Below are 14,136 nucleotides of genomic sequence, written 5' to 3'. Positions count from 1 at the left end.
GACGCGGGGTGGAGCAGCCCGGTAGCTCGTCAGGCTCATAACCTGAAGGCCGCAGGTTCAAATCCTGCCCCCGCAACCAAATCAAAAAAAGCCCGCATGGAGAAATCCAGCGGGCTTTTTGACGTTTGAACGGCGCGCACAGGGGCGAAAGGCGCAGGCCGAATGCGGCAGATCAGGCCACGTTCCTGAGACCTGATCGCGCCCCGCAAGTCCGAGAGCATGACGCCGTAACGCGGTGAGCGAGCGTCCTTAAATCCTCATCGGGTGGAGAGGGGTGGGGGAGGTGGCGACGTCGTCTGCTTCTATGACCGGCGTTACCCGTTTATTAAGACATACAATCGATAGTTGCTTTCATTCTTGAATCTCGCGATGGCATGAGGCTGTGCGCACCCATTCGGCAGGCAGGTGCAGGAGCGCCGCCTTTGCCGCGGAGACCCACGCGTGACCGCCATATCGCCGACAAGCAACGTTGCCTTGGAAATCCTCAGGCGGACAACGGCCGAGGCGGAGGAGAAAGCCGGTTCTGCCGACAGCGCGAACAACATCCTCAGGGCTGCGAACGGCGTTTCAGCGGAGCCTGGCAGAGCAGCGACGCAGGCGCAGGGTGCAATCAACAACAGCATACTGGAGCTGAAGGCGAGGGCCGACGCTTTTGTCGGCACGGCGCTGGAATTGCTGAACTCCGACCGTTTCAAATCCAACGACCCCAACGTGAAAGCAGTGCTGAAGGAAATCCTCAACGAGCAGGGTGAGATTTTCGCCGGCCGGGTCGAGGCTGAACTGCTCAACAATCCCGGTCTCAGACACGAAGAGGCCATCGCCAATGCGCTGACTGCGACGGTGCGCGGCAATCGCAGCCGTTTTGCCGAAACCGAGATCGTGCTCGGTTATAAGCTGAAAACCGCCGGCGACCAGTTGCATTATGTTGCCGATGCCGAAGGCTATAGCTCCGGTCAGTTCCTGGCGGATGCCCAGAACGAAGCGCGTATCGGTCTCGACATCGCACAAAAGGCGCGCGCCAATGCGAAGGACGATGCGGCGCTCGCGGCGGCTCTGAAGGCGGAGGAGGAAGCCGAGCGGATTTACCGGCGAACGCAGCAGTCGGTGAGTGACTGGAACGGCTATTGGACGAAGAAATTCGGCTGGCCGGAGGCCCGGTGACGGTGCGATAAGGGATCGCCGCCCGTGACGGGATAAGACGCGATGGGCGGATCGTTGGACAGGTTGCTCCGAGCTCGACCCGAGACGCGCTTTAACGGTTTGCCTTTGGGCGCTTCACGCCCCGCATCAACGATTCCCGTGTCTCGCCTTGGTATCGTTCCGGCGCAGTGATCTGCGAACGAATTCGATGCGTTGAGGATATGCCAAGCACGTAGCGCCGTTCCGCTCTGCCGCTTGCGCCACAATATCTTGAATTGCCGCGCGCCGTGATCGCAAACCGCTGCGCATTTTTCCGCGACATGGTTCAGCTTCCGGCGTCGCTCTTGCCGTCGGAAGGACCTTGGCTTCTCAGCTTTCCGTGATCGCGGTCGGAAAGCCACACCCGCGTCTCATCGAGGATTTCCGTCGACAGGTCGGGATCGTCGGTCATCCGCGCCAGGATAAGCGCGCCGATCATGGCCGCAGAACTGCCGATTGCCGCGCGACGCTTCTCATGATCATCCGTGCCCGGCGCGATCTTGCCGAACCGGGCGAACTGGCGCTTGAGGACGTCCGTCATCTCCGACCGTGCGGAACCGGGCTGGCGGCTCACCTCCGACGCAAGGGCTGCAAGCGGGCAGCCGTGGCCGAAATCGTCCCGATGCTCCGGCGAAAGATAACGTCGGGCGACGGATGCAAGATCCACCGTTAGCGGCTCGGTTTCTCCCTGCAGACCGGCCAATGTCTGCGCGATCAGATCCTCCTTCGACTTGAAGTAGCCGTAGAAGCCGCCATGGGTGAGGCCTGCCGCCTTCATGACATCAGTAACGGTGACGGATTCGAAGCCGCGCTCCCGGAACAGCTGTCCCGCCGCCTCCAGAATTGTCTTCTTGTTCTCTTCGACCTGCTTCCGGCTCACGCGCATCATCGTCTCCTGAAATTTCGATTGACAATATACATGATAGTCATCATATATCCAAATACATGATGGTGATCATGAATAAACTGAAGGAGCCCAATCGATGAGCAGGAAGCCAGTAGTCCTTGTAACGGGTGCCTCGACCGGCATTGGCGCCGTCTATGCGGAGCGATTTGCCCGTCGCGGTCATGATCTCGTTCTGGTCGCGCGCAATGCGGCGCGGCTCGACGCGCTCGCTGAGCGCCTCAAGAACGAAACCGGCGTGGCGGTGGATGTGGTCCCGGCGGACCTGACCGACGCACAGGACCTCGCCAAGGTCGAGCAGCGGCTGCGCGAAGACCGGAGCATCGGCGTGCTGGTCAACAATGCCGGGACGTCTATCCCCCGAGGCTTTCTTCAGCAGCAGAGCGAGGACATCTCGAAGCTGATCGCGCTCAACGTAACGGCAGTCACCAGGCTCGCGCATGCGGCAGCTCCGGGGTTTGCGGAGAGAGGCGAGGGGGCGATCATCAACATCGCGTCGGTCGTCGGGCTTGCACCGGAGATGGGCGCAACCGTCTACGGCGCGACCAAGGCCTTCGTGCTGTTCCTTTCTCAAGGCTTGAATGTCGAACTCGCCACCAAGGGCGTCTACGTTCAGGCGGTTCTGCCCGCAGCGACGCGCACCGAGATCTGGGATCATGCCGGCGTCGATGTCGAGACGCTCCCCGGTGTGATGGAGGTCGGCGATCTCGTCGATGCGGCGCTGATCGGCTACGATCGACGCGAGTTGGTAACCATCCCGCCGCTTCCCGATGCCGGCCAGTGGAACACCCTCGATACGGCACGGCAGGCAATGCTGCCGAATTTTGCACAGTCGTTGCCGGCCGAGCGCTATCGGTCCGCTGCCTGAGCGGTCCACGCACGGAGCGGGCGTTTGGCGTTCGCTCCGAACGCCTGCACCTGCTGAGACGGTCGATGCTCGGGCCTTTCCGCTTGGGCACAGCAAGCCACATCGTTTCCACGGTTTGCCTCAAAGGCGTTTGCCAAGCGCCCTCAGGCTGCTTAGAAATTGAGGATCAAAGATTTCGCAAGGCCGAACACTCCGTCCCTGTGCGAAAATCCTCCCTCGAAACGATGTTGATGGTGCGAGCCGATGAAAAGATTCAATCTGGGACCAACCGACCTTTCCGTTTCCTCTGCCGTTCTCGGCCTGATGCGGATTGCCGATCTCAGCGATGACGCCATAATCCGACTCTATGGCAAGGCACGGGACGTCGGCATCAACGTCTTCGACCATGCCGATATCTATGGCGGCGAACTGCATGCCTGCGAGCGCCGTTTCGGCGATGCGTTGCGGTTAAAGCCGACTGAGCGCGAACAGATCGTCATCCAGAGCAAGTGCGGAATCCGTCGCGGCTATTTCGATTTCTCCAAAGATCATATTCTGCAGTCGGTCGATCGATCGCTGGCGGCGCTGAAGACTGACTATCTCGATCTTCTCTTGCTGCATCGCCCGGATGCGCTGGTGGAACCGGAGGAAGTGGCGGACGCCTTCGACAAATTGCAGGCAGCTGGCAAGGTCCGGCATTTCGGCGTCTCGAACCACACCCCGCGGCAGGTCGATCTTCTGAAGACCGCCGTCCGCCAACCGCTCGTCGCCAACCAGATCCAGCTCAGCATTGCGCATGCGCCTTCGGTCGCCTTCGGAATCGCCGCCAATATGGCAGGTCTCGAGCAATCGATCGATCGCGACGGGGAAGTGGTCGTCTATTCGCGCATCAACCGCATGACGTTGCAGGCCTGGTCACCGTTCCAGCAGGGTTTCTTCGGCGGCGTCTTCGTCGGCGACGAGAAGAACTTTCCGGAACTCAACCGGGTGCTGGACGAACTCGCGGGCAAGTACGGCGTATCGGCTTCCGCGATCGCCTATGCCTGGATCGCCCGCCATCCGGCCAACATTCAGGTGGTGCTTGGAACGACAAGTCCCGAGCGTTTGGCCGATATCGCGCCCGGCGCCGACATCACGCTGTCGCGCGAGGACTGGTATCGTCTCTTCACGGCGGCAGGACACGTGCTGCCCTGACCTCGTTAGGTCTGCAGACCATTGAAAAGGCCCGCTCGGATCCGAGCGGGCCTTTTATGTATTGGGGGCTGATGCGGATGGCTTAGCTGCGCGGCTTCAGGTTTTCCGGATCGTAGAGCGGCTTGTAGCCGACGCCGACGACCTCGACCGGATAGGTCTCGGCGAAGTATTCGACGTTGAGTTTGCGGCCGACCTGGCAATGGGACCACGGCAGATAGGCAAGCGCGATGTTCTTGCCGATCGTCGGGCCGAAGGCGATCGAGGTGGTGTAGGAACGGCGGCCCAGTTCATCGACCAGCACCTTGCCGGTTTCAGGATCCATCACCGGCAGGGTTCCGACCGGATAGCGCTTCACGCCGTTCTTGTCGGTATTCTCCGTCATGACGAGCGTGCAGAGCATGGCCGGCTGATGTTCGCGCGCCTTGTATTCGAGATGCTTGGCCTTGCCGCGGAAGTCCACGTCCTTGACCTTCGGGCGGGCAAGGTCGGCTTCGATGAGGTTGTACTGGGTAAGCAGGTCGGCGTTCTGCAGGCGCAGGCTCTTTTCCATGCGGCGCGAGTTCGCATAGGTTTCGACGCCGAAGGCCATGACGCCGGTCGAGCGCAGCGCGTCCCAGACGGCGAGGCCGTCCTCGTACTTCATGTGCAGTTCCCAGCCCTGCTCGCCGACATAGGAGATGCGGAAGGCGGTGACCTTTTTGCCGGCGATCTCGATCGGCTTGATCGCGGCGAAGGCGAAGTTCTCGATGTCGAGGCCCGAGGGATCGGCAACCACCTTCTTCAGCGTCTCACGGGCATTGGGGCCCCAGATGCCGATGGTGATGAACTTCTCCGAGACGTCGGTGATGGTGACGTCAAGGCCGCGATCTTCGGCGACGCGGCGCATGTACTGGAAGTCCCGCGGGCCGGCGTCGGCGCCGTTCACCAGGCGGCAGCGGTCGGCCATGCGGAAGACGGTGAAGTCGGCCCGTACCATGCCCTCGTCGTCGAGGAAGTGGGTGTAGATGCCCTTGCCGATATTGCCGTCGCCGCCGACCTTGGCGGCGCACAGCCATTCGAGCAGCTCGACATGATCAGGGCCTTCGATGTCGACCATATGGAAGTGCGAGAGGTTGACGATGCCGCAGTCCTCGCTCATCGCCAGATGCTCGGCGTTGGAGACGCGCCAGAAATGGCGGCTGTCCCACTCGTTTTCACGTACCGGCACGCGGTCGCCATACTTCTCCAGAAGGTGCTCGTTGGCAGCGTAGCCGTGGGCGCGCTCCCAGCCGCCGAGTTCCATGAAATAGCCGCCGAGTTCCTTTTCGCGCTCGTAGAAGGGCGAGCGCTTGACGTTGCGGCCGGTGGCGTAGGGTTCGCGGGTGTGCACGGCGGGGTAATAGATCTTCTGCGCCGCCTCGAAGCAGCGGCCCTCGATGAACTTTTCTTCCAGCTGGTGCGGATAGAAGCGGGAATAGTCGATCGAGGCGTGGTCGATCTCGGTGCGGCCGTCTGTCATCCAGTCGGCGATCAGCTTGCCATAACCGGGGCCGTCCTTCACCCAGATGGCGACGCAGTACCACAAGCCGCGCACCTTTTGGCTCTCGCCGCAGGAGGGGCCGCCGGCGGCCGAGACCTGCAGCAGGCCGTTGAAGGAATGGCTCTCGTTGTAGCCGAGTTCGCCGAGGATCGGCGTCAGTTCCATGGCGCGCTCGAGCGGCTCGATGATCTGTTCCATCTCCAGGTCGCGCTGCGAAGGCGACAGGCGCGCCTCGTGCTTTTCAAGAATGTTGCGTGGATGGCAGAGGCGCGGATTGGTGGTCTCGTAATAGCCCCACTCGATCTGGCCGCCCTCGGTGGTCTTCGGGTCGCCGGTGTCGCGCATGTAGGCCGAGTTGCCCTGGTCACGCAAAAGCGGGAAGCCGATCTCCTTGCCGGTGCCTTCGAATTCGTTGTACGGGCCGAAGAAGGTGAGCGGATGGTCGACCGGCATGACCGGCAGGTCCTCGCCAACCATTTCAGCGATCAGGCGGCCCCAGATGCCGGCGCAGACGATGACGTGGTCCGCCATGATCGTGCCGCGATGGGTGACGACGCCCTTGATGCGGCCGTTCTCGACGATCAGCGACTTTGCCGGCGTGTTGCCGAAGACCTGCAGCTTGCCGGACTTTTCCGCGGCGTCGACGAGCTTGCCGGCAACCGTCTGCGAGCGCGGGATGACGAGGCCGGCATCCGGGTCGAACATGCCGCCCATGACCTGATCTTCTTCGATCAGCGGGAACATCTTCTTGATTTCAGCCGGCGAGACATAGTGGGCGCGGGTGCCGAAGGCCTTGGCGGAGGACAGCTTGCGCTTGATCTCTTCCATCCAGACTTCGTCGCCGGTGCGCGCCACTTCCAGGCCGCCGATGCGGGCGTAGTGGCCCATTTTCTCGAAGAAATCGATCGAATACTGCGTCGTCCAGACCGAGAGATAGTCGTGGCTGGTGGTGTAGCAGAAGTCCGAGGCGTGTGCGGTCGAGCCGATATCGGTCGGTACGCCCGACTTGTCGATGCCGACGATATCGTCCCAGCCGCGCTCGATCAGGTGGTGCGCGATCGAAGCACCGACGATGCCACCCAGCCCGATGATTACGACTTTCGCCTTTTGCGGAAACTCTGCCATTGATTGCGACCCTAGTTGGATTGGATGCCGGATTTTAGGGCCTGATCCGCCCCGACCAGAGCCTGTCTACGACATTCTCATCAAACTGCACGACCAGAGCCGAGCATTTTGCGGTTCGCGGAACGAGAGCTGTCGAGACGGTCATGCCACTGATTTCGTGAGAAAAAGCGCCTCTCAGCGCCAATCTGATTTCATCTAGCATATCGCAAATGGCGACGCATCCGAATGCGTCATTGCGATCTACCTGCTTTCCAGTGATCGCGGCGTTGGCCACGAAAGATAATCCCATCGGGTAAGATTGACAGCGATGCGTGATATTAATAAGTTCGGTAACAGAACGAATTAAAAGAGGTCCCCGTGAACGACAGCTTGCGCATCTCCCGGAAGTTCTCCCAGCGCTCCGTCATGGAGGCGATCGTCCAGGGCGGTCCGATTTCGCGTGCGTCGATCTCGAAGCAGACCGGCCTTTCCAAGCAGACCATTTCGGAGATCGTCCGCGGCCTCGAAGAAGAGGGTTGGGTGCAGGAGACGGGGCGCACCAGCGGCCATGTCGGGCGCACTGCCGTCACCTACGAACTGGTGTGCGATGCCGCCTTCATCATCGCCGTCGACCTCGGTGGCACGAAGGTGCGCGTGGCGATCACCGATCTCGCCTGCCAGATCTTTGCCGAAGACACGGCGCCGACCGATCCGCGGGGCGGCCGCTTCGTCGTAGAGCAGATCGCTGCCATGGCCTTTGATGCGGCAGACCGACAGAAGATCGCTCGCGAGAAGATCCGGCTTGCGGTGGTCGGCGTTCCCGGCGCGCCCTGCAGCGAGACCGGCCGTGTGTTGCTTGCGCCGAACATTGCCGGTTTCGACACGATGGATGTCGTCGGCGCCTTCGAAGAGGTGCTCGGTTTTGGAGCCATGCTCGAAAACGACGTCAATCTTGCCGTCCTTGGCGAAAACTGGCTGGGCCAGGGGCAGGGGATCGACAACCTCGCCTATGTGGCGCTGGGCACCGGCGTCGGCAGCGGCCTGATGGTCGGCGGCCATCTGGTGCGCGGCGTCAGCAATGCGGCCGGCGAAATGGGTTTCCTGCCGCTCGGCGCCGACCCGTTCGAGGCGGAATCGCTGCGCACCGGCGCCTTCGAGCGCGCGGTTGCCTCGCATGGCATGGCGGAACGTTACGCGGCGCTTTCGGGCAAGACCGTTGCCGTGCCCACCATCTTTGCCAAGGCAGAAGCGGGCGATGCGGCAGCGCTGACGGTGCTGGATGACACTGCGCGGTATCTGGCAGCCGGCGTTGCCGCGATTGCCGCGATCGCCAACCCGCAGAAGGTCATCCTGGGCGGATCCATCGGGCTCCGGCCGGAAATGCTTGAGCGGGTAAAAGCGTTCCTGCCGCAGTGCTTCCCCTATCCGGTCAATGTGGAGACCGGTGAACTCGGCGCGCGCGCCGCGATCATCGGGGCGGCGGCGATCGGGCTCGGTCAGTTGCACAACACCCTGTTCGGGGTCGATGCGCCCGATGGCCGGATTTCGCTGCCGCGGGCAAACGTCAACGCGCTTCGGGAGGCGATGTGATGACGATGAATGACGGCTTGGTCGAGCGCTTGCGAGCAGTGCTTGATCGCGAGACGGCGATTGATCTTTTTCGTGGCGCCATCGGGCGTGAGAGCATTACCGGCAACGAGGCGAATTTCGTCGCCTTTCTGGCCGAAACGATGCAGCGCCTTGGCCTGGAAGGCTTGAAAACGGCGGAGTTCCTGCCGGGTCGGCCGAACGTCTGGGCGGAGCGCAAGGGGCGCGGCAAGGGGCCACGCCTGCTGTTCATTGGCCATACGGATACGGTGCATGTCGACGGCTGGCGCGAGCATTGGGCCGGTACCGAGCGCGAGGATCCCTTCGCTGCACCGATCATCGACGGCGCGGTCTGGGGGCGCGGCTCGGGCGATCTGAAGGCAGGCATCTGCGCGTCGCTGGCGGCGCTGTCGCTGCTCGACAAGTCCGGCGTTGCGTTGGCCGGGGACGTGGCCTTTGCCTTCGTCGGCGACGAGGAAAGCGGTCAGCCGGGGACCGGTGTCTCCGCCGGTATCAAGGATCTGGTCGAACGCATCGAGACCGGTGACATCGTCCGTCCGGACTTCGTCGTCTATGTCGAGCCGACACGGCTTTCGGTTTATCCGGCGCAGATCGGATTTTTCATCGCCGACATCACGATTACAGGCAAGTCCGCCTATTTCGGCGTACCCGAACTCGGCAAGGATGCATTGCGCGCCAGCCACGCGGCGATGTCGGCTCTCTGGAAACACTCCGACGAGATCGCCGCGCGGGCCGAGCACAAGCTGATCGGTCGCAGTTTCCTGCTGATCACCGGCCTTGCCGGCGGCGGCTACATCGCCGTGCCCGAGCGTTGCACACTGTCGCTGATCCGCAAACTGTTGCCAGGGGAATCGCTGGACACGGCGGCGGCCGAGATCGAGGCTGCGGTGCGCTCGGCGATCACCGATCCGGAAATCACGGTCGAGTTTTCCTATCCGGCCGGCCGCGACCATGCGCTTGGCGGCACGGCGGCTGAAATCGACGAAACGGCGGGCGAAGTCGGTGCGCTATCAGCCGCCATGGCCGAAGCCATGGCTGGGCGCGGCGTCATCGAAGGCGCGCCCTTCTGGTCGGAATCGCCATTCTTCGTCAACCGCTTGGGTGTGCCTGCCGTCTATTGCGCGCCCGGCGACATCCGCAATTGCCATACCTACGAGGAACGGGTCGAGGTGGAGGAATACCTCGCCGGGATCGTCGGATTTGCCGCCTTCATGGCGCGCTACTGCGGCGTCATGGACTGAACTGCCAAACAAGAGGGAGAACGACAATGCTTCTGAAGAAATTGATGGCTGCCGCACTCGTCAGCGGTTTCGTGCTTGCCGCAAACGCCGCCTCTGCCCAGACGGTCGGTCCGTCCGGCGAGAGCGCGACGCCGAGCGCCGATGTCGCCCTGACCGATGCCGATATCGGCGCGCTCAAGGGCAAGGGCTACAAGGCGGCGCTGCTGTGGCATACCTCGTCCGACTTCACCAACGCCGTTTCGGCCGGTGCCAAGGATGAGTTTGCCCGCGCCGGCGTCGAGATCGCGGTGACGACGGATGCCGGCTTCGACGCTGCCCGCCAGCGCAGCGATATCGAAACCGCGCTTGCCGCCAAGCCGAACGTCATCCTGGCGCTGCCGCTCGATCCGGTGACCTCGGCCGAAGCATTCCGCCAGGCAGTGACCGATGGCAGCAAGCTCGTGTTCCTCTCCAACCTGCCGAGCGGCTATAAGCAGGGCACGGACTATGCCTCGATCGTTACCGACGATCTCTTCCAGATGGGCAAGCAGGCGGCGGATGCGCTGGCCAAGGCGATCGGCGGCAAGGGCAAGGTTGGCTACATCTTCCACGATGCCAGCTACTATGTGACGAACCAGCGCGACCAGGCCTTCAAGTCGACGATCGAGAAGGACTATCCGGATATCAAGATCGTTGCCGAGCAAGGCATCTCAGACCCGGCACGTGCCGAGGAGCTGGCAAGCGCCATGCTGCTGCAGAACCCTGATCTCGACGGTATCTACGTGACCTGGGCCGAGCCTGCCGACGGCGTGCTCTCTGCCCTGCGCTCGAGCGGAAATACCAAGACCAAGATCGTCACGCTCGATCTTGCCGAACCGGTCGCGCTCGACATGGTCAAGGGCGGCAACGTCACCGCGCTTGTTGCCGACAAGGCCTATGAGCTTGGACGCGCCATGGCTGCGACCGGCCTGAAGTCGCTTCTCGGCCAGCAGACGCCGGCCTTCGTCGTTGCCCCGGCTTTGACCGTCACCAAGGAAAACGTCGCGGACGGCTGGAAGCAGTCGCTCAACCGCGATGCGCCGCAGTCGGTGCTCGACGCGGCCAAGTAATCAGGTGGCCGCCGGGAGAGAGGACGCTTCCGGCGGCGTCATTCCTAAAAGGGAGGCAGATATGCACAGGGCAGTGAGACATTTCGCGTTGCTGGCAACGGTCTTTGCCGCGACATCCGGCTTTGCCGCTGACGGCAAGACCACGGGTCCGAATGGCGAGACGCCGACGCCGGCGGGCAGCCTGACGCTGACGGCGGAGCAGGAACAGCAGATCAAGGACGGCAAGTTTACCGCAGCGCTCGTCTGGCACGAGATGAGCGAATACACCAACGCGGTCAACAGCGGTGCCCATGACGAGTTCAAGCGCCTCGGCGTCGAGGTGGTCGCACAGACCGATGCCGGCTTTGATGCCGCCCGCCAGAAGGCGGATGTCGAGACGGTGCTTGCCAAGAAGCCCTCGATCATCCTGTCGCTGCCGGTCGACCCGGCAAGCGCCGCCGTGGTTTACGATCCGGCACGCACCGCCGGTGTGAAGCTCGCCTTCGTCGACAATTCGCCGGCCGGTTACGAACACGGCAAGGACTATGTGACGATCGTCTCGGACGACCTTTTCCAGATGGGCAACAAGGCGGCCGTTGCCATGGCGGATGCGCTCGATGGCAAGGGTAAGCTCGGCTATATCTATCATGACGCCGACTTCTACGTGACCAACCAGCGCGATGGCGCCTTCAAGTCGACGATCGAGCAGGACTATCCCGACATGAAGATCGTTGCCGAGGCCGGCATGGCCGATCCGGCCCGCAGCGAGGAAATCGCGCAAGGGATGATCACCCAGAACCCGGATCTCGACGGGATCTATGTGACCTGGGCGGAGCCGGCACTGAGCGTGCTTTCGACGCTGCGCGGCGCCGGCAACAGCCACACCAAGATCGTGACGCTCGACCTCAACGAACCGGCAGCACTCGACATGGTCAAGGGCGGCAACATCGCAGCTCTGGTCGCCGACGAAGCCTACAATATCGGTGTCACCGCAGCGCGCGCCGCGGCAGGGTCGCTGGTCGGCAAGAAGGCCGAGCCTTTCCTGGTGGTCGACTCGCTTGCCGTGACCAAGGCGACGGTCGCCGACGGCTGGAAGAAGTCTCTGAACAAGGATGTCCCCGCGACGATCGCGGATGCGATGAAGTGATGAAATGATGCCCGCTGCATGAGTAAAACATGCAGCTTTTCATAGTGCTGCGGCGACCTTTGCGCGTCTGACCAGACCCGCGGCGCCGTAGTGCAGGGGGAGCTTTCCCCCTGCCTTCGGAGGAAGAATAATGTCCAGTGCCCATTCCAGCGCGAGCGGCCAGCCGGCGAGCCTCGTCAGTCGCCTCAACCTGCAGCAATACGTCGTCTATCTCGGCTTCCTGGCGATCTTTCTGTTCTTCGCCATCGTGCTTCGCGACAGCGGGTTTCTGACGGTTCGCAACCTGTCGAACATCATGCTGCAGACAGCACCGGTGACGATCATGGCGATCGGCCTCGTCTTCGTCATGTCGGCCGGTGAGATCGATCTGTCGATCGGCTCGACAGTTGCCGTCTCGGCACTGGCGGCGGCGGTGACGATCAACGAGTACGGCCTGGTGGCTGGCGTCGTCGCCGGTATCGGCGCCGGCGTGCTGATCGGGCTCCTGAACGGCGCACTGGTCGCCTATGTCAAACTGCCGTCCTTCCTGGTGACGCTGGCGACGCTCGGGCTTTTCGCCGGCGTCTCCCGCTCGATGACGAACCTGCGCTCGATCCCCGTGACCGACAGCACCTTTACCGGCTTCTTTGGCTCGGGCTCGTTCCTCGGCGTGCCCTCGCTGATCTGGTGGACCCTCGTTGCCGTCGTCTGCTGCCATGTCATCTACCGCGAAACCCGCTTCGGCGCCCATGTGCTGGCGACCGGCGACAACAGCCGGGCAGCGAGCGTCTCCGGCATCAGCGTGCCGCGCATTCGGCTGGCCGTTCTGATGATCAGCGGCGGTCTCGCCGGCCTTGCGGGCCTGCTTTACGCCGGTCGCCTGCAGGCGGCGAAGTATACGCTTGGCGAGACCGACCTGATGACGGTGATCGCCGCCGTAATCGTCGGCGGCACGCTGCTCAACGGCGGCAAGGGCACGATCATCGGCGCGCTCGTCGGCTCGCTGATGATGGGCATGCTCAACAATGGCCTGATCCTGATGGGCCTTTCCGTATCCGACCAGATGATCGTTCGCGGTCTCATCATCCTCGCTGCGGTCGCCGTGTCGCTGCGCGAAAAGTCCCGCTGAAGGAGGATTTCATGTTTCTCGACGTTCTGCGCCGCCGCAACCCGGCATTCATCGAAGCGGCGATGAGCCTGCACCAGCAGGGCAAGCTCCCGGCCAACGCCTATGTGCTCGATCTCGACACGGTCGAGGCCAATGCGGCGATTATGAGCAACGAGGCCCGTCGCCTCGGCCTGAAGACCTTTGCGATGACCAAGCAGGTGGGCCGCTCCAGTTCCTTCTGCGAAGCGGTCAAGCGTGGTGGCATTGACCGTTCGGTTGCTGTCGACATGGCCTGTGCCCGCGCCACCCACAAGGCGGGCCTGAAGGTCGGCCATCTCGGCCACCTGCAGCAGGTCGCGCGCCACGAGGCGGCTGCCGCAGCGAAAACCTTCCGGCCGGACTATTGGACGGTCTTCAACGGCGAAAAGGCTGCAGAAGCGGCGGCTGGCGCACATGCAGCCGGCTATCGGCAGGATCTGCTCGCCCGTATCCGGGCGGAAGGTGATACCTTCTACCGCGGCCATGAAGGCGGGTTCGATGCCAGCGACGTTGCCGCGGTGGCGGACCGTCTCGATGCGCTCGACGGTGGCCGCTTTGCCGGCATCACCACCTTTCCGGCGCTGCTCTTCGACCATGAAAGCCGCAAGGTGAAGCCGACACACAATCTCGCGACGCTCTCGAAAGCTGCCGAGGCGCTGGCCAAGGCCGGCCGCAACGGGATCGAGGTGAATGCGCCGGGTACGACCTCCAGCGTCATGCTCCCGGCCCTTGCCGAAGCGGGCGCGACGCAGTGCGAGCCGGGCAACGGTCTGCACGGCACCACCGCACTGCACGTGATGGAAGATCTGCCGGAACTGCCGGCGGTACTCTACCTCACCGAAGTTTCCCATCTCTCGGGCGGCAAGGCCTATTGCTTCGGCGGCGGCTTCTACATCGACCCGATCTTCCCGGATTACGACGTCAAGGCGATCGTCTCTGCCGACCCGACGACTTCGGCGTCGGCGCTTCGAAGCGTCGAAGTACCGCCGCCCTCGGCGATCGACTATTACGCGATGATCGACGCCAGCGGTGCGGCGGCCCCGAAGCCTGGCGATACGGCGGTGTTCGGCTTCCGCGGGCAGGCCTTCGTCACGCGGGCCTATGTCGTCGGCGTGTCGGGCATCTCCAAGGGCGCGCCGAAGGTGGAAACGATCGAAAACGGTTGCGGCGAAACCGCGGCCTGGCCGGTATGAGGGGCGA

11 protein-coding genes and 1 tRNA gene are annotated in these 14,136 nt (G+C 62.8%); 10 read left to right on the top strand and 2 right to left on the bottom strand.

Annotated features, from left to right (window positions below):
• Positions 1-2 precede the first annotated feature (2 nt).
• Both IB263_RS12895 and IB263_RS12890 read left to right on the top strand, forming a co-directional pair.
• Positions 3-79, top strand: a tRNA-Met gene (locus IB263_RS12895).
• A gap of 362 nt (positions 80-441) precedes the next feature.
• Positions 442-1,161, top strand: a complete 720-nt coding sequence (locus tag IB263_RS12890; protein ID WP_113554381.1) for a hypothetical protein — start codon at positions 442-444, stop codon at positions 1,159-1,161.
• A gap of 304 nt (positions 1,162-1,465) precedes the next feature.
• Here IB263_RS12890 and IB263_RS12885 read toward each other — a convergent pair whose 3' ends face one another.
• On the bottom strand, positions 1,466-2,065 hold the full coding sequence (locus tag IB263_RS12885; protein ID WP_051659468.1) for a TetR/AcrR family transcriptional regulator: 600 nt from the start codon (positions 2,063-2,065) through the stop codon (positions 1,466-1,468).
• 97 nt (positions 2,066-2,162) lie between these two features.
• On the opposite strand from IB263_RS12885, the gene IB263_RS12880 reads away from it, so the two are divergent.
• Positions 2,163-2,951, top strand: coding sequence for an SDR family oxidoreductase (locus IB263_RS12880; protein WP_060520324.1), 789 nt, complete (start codon positions 2,163-2,165; stop codon positions 2,949-2,951).
• A gap of 243 nt (positions 2,952-3,194) precedes the next feature.
• Complete coding sequence (locus IB263_RS12875; protein ID WP_192438572.1) at positions 3,195-4,124, top strand: aldo/keto reductase family oxidoreductase; 930 nt, start codon at positions 3,195-3,197, stop codon at positions 4,122-4,124.
• Between the two features lie 82 nt (positions 4,125-4,206).
• Here IB263_RS12875 and IB263_RS12870 read toward each other — a convergent pair whose 3' ends face one another.
• Positions 4,207-6,768 carry an FAD-dependent oxidoreductase gene (locus tag IB263_RS12870; RefSeq protein ID WP_192438571.1) on the bottom strand — a complete coding sequence of 854 codons (2,562 nt, stop codon included), beginning with the start codon at positions 6,766-6,768 and terminating at the stop codon, positions 4,207-4,209.
• Between the two features lie 357 nt (positions 6,769-7,125).
• Between IB263_RS12870 and IB263_RS12865 the strand changes: the two genes are divergently transcribed.
• From IB263_RS12865 to IB263_RS12840, 6 genes are all read left to right on the top strand, one after another.
• Positions 7,126-8,337: an ROK family transcriptional regulator gene (locus IB263_RS12865; RefSeq protein ID WP_034798940.1), complete on the top strand. Its 1,212-nt coding sequence runs from the start codon at positions 7,126-7,128 to the stop codon at positions 8,335-8,337.
• Positions 8,337-9,596, top strand: coding sequence for a M20 family metallopeptidase (locus tag IB263_RS12860; protein ID WP_034798938.1), 1,260 nt, complete (start codon positions 8,337-8,339; stop codon positions 9,594-9,596). Before IB263_RS12865 ends, IB263_RS12860 begins: the two co-directional genes overlap by 1 nt.
• A 26-nt stretch (positions 9,597-9,622) precedes the next feature.
• On the top strand, positions 9,623-10,684 hold the full coding sequence (locus IB263_RS12855; protein ID WP_034798936.1) for a substrate-binding domain-containing protein: 1,062 nt from the start codon (positions 9,623-9,625) through the stop codon (positions 10,682-10,684).
• A gap of 61 nt (positions 10,685-10,745) precedes the next feature.
• Positions 10,746-11,810, top strand: a complete 1,065-nt coding sequence (locus IB263_RS12850) for a substrate-binding domain-containing protein (protein WP_192438570.1) — start codon at positions 10,746-10,748, stop codon at positions 11,808-11,810.
• 130 nt (positions 11,811-11,940) lie between these two features.
• The gene (locus IB263_RS12845) at positions 11,941-12,918 is read left to right on the top strand and encodes an ABC transporter permease (protein ID WP_192438569.1); all 978 of its coding nucleotides are present in this window, start codon (positions 11,941-11,943) and stop codon (positions 12,916-12,918) included.
• Between the two features lie 11 nt (positions 12,919-12,929).
• Positions 12,930-14,129 carry an alanine racemase gene (locus IB263_RS12840; protein WP_192438568.1) on the top strand — a complete coding sequence of 400 codons (1,200 nt, stop codon included), beginning with the start codon at positions 12,930-12,932 and terminating at the stop codon, positions 14,127-14,129.
• The last annotated feature ends 7 nt before the right edge of the window (positions 14,130-14,136 follow it).

The organism is Ensifer sp. ENS03 (assembly GCF_014852035.1).
Lineage (GTDB): Bacteria > Pseudomonadota > Alphaproteobacteria > Rhizobiales > Rhizobiaceae > Ensifer > Ensifer adhaerens.
This window is presented reverse-complemented; position numbering and strand designations above follow the sequence as displayed.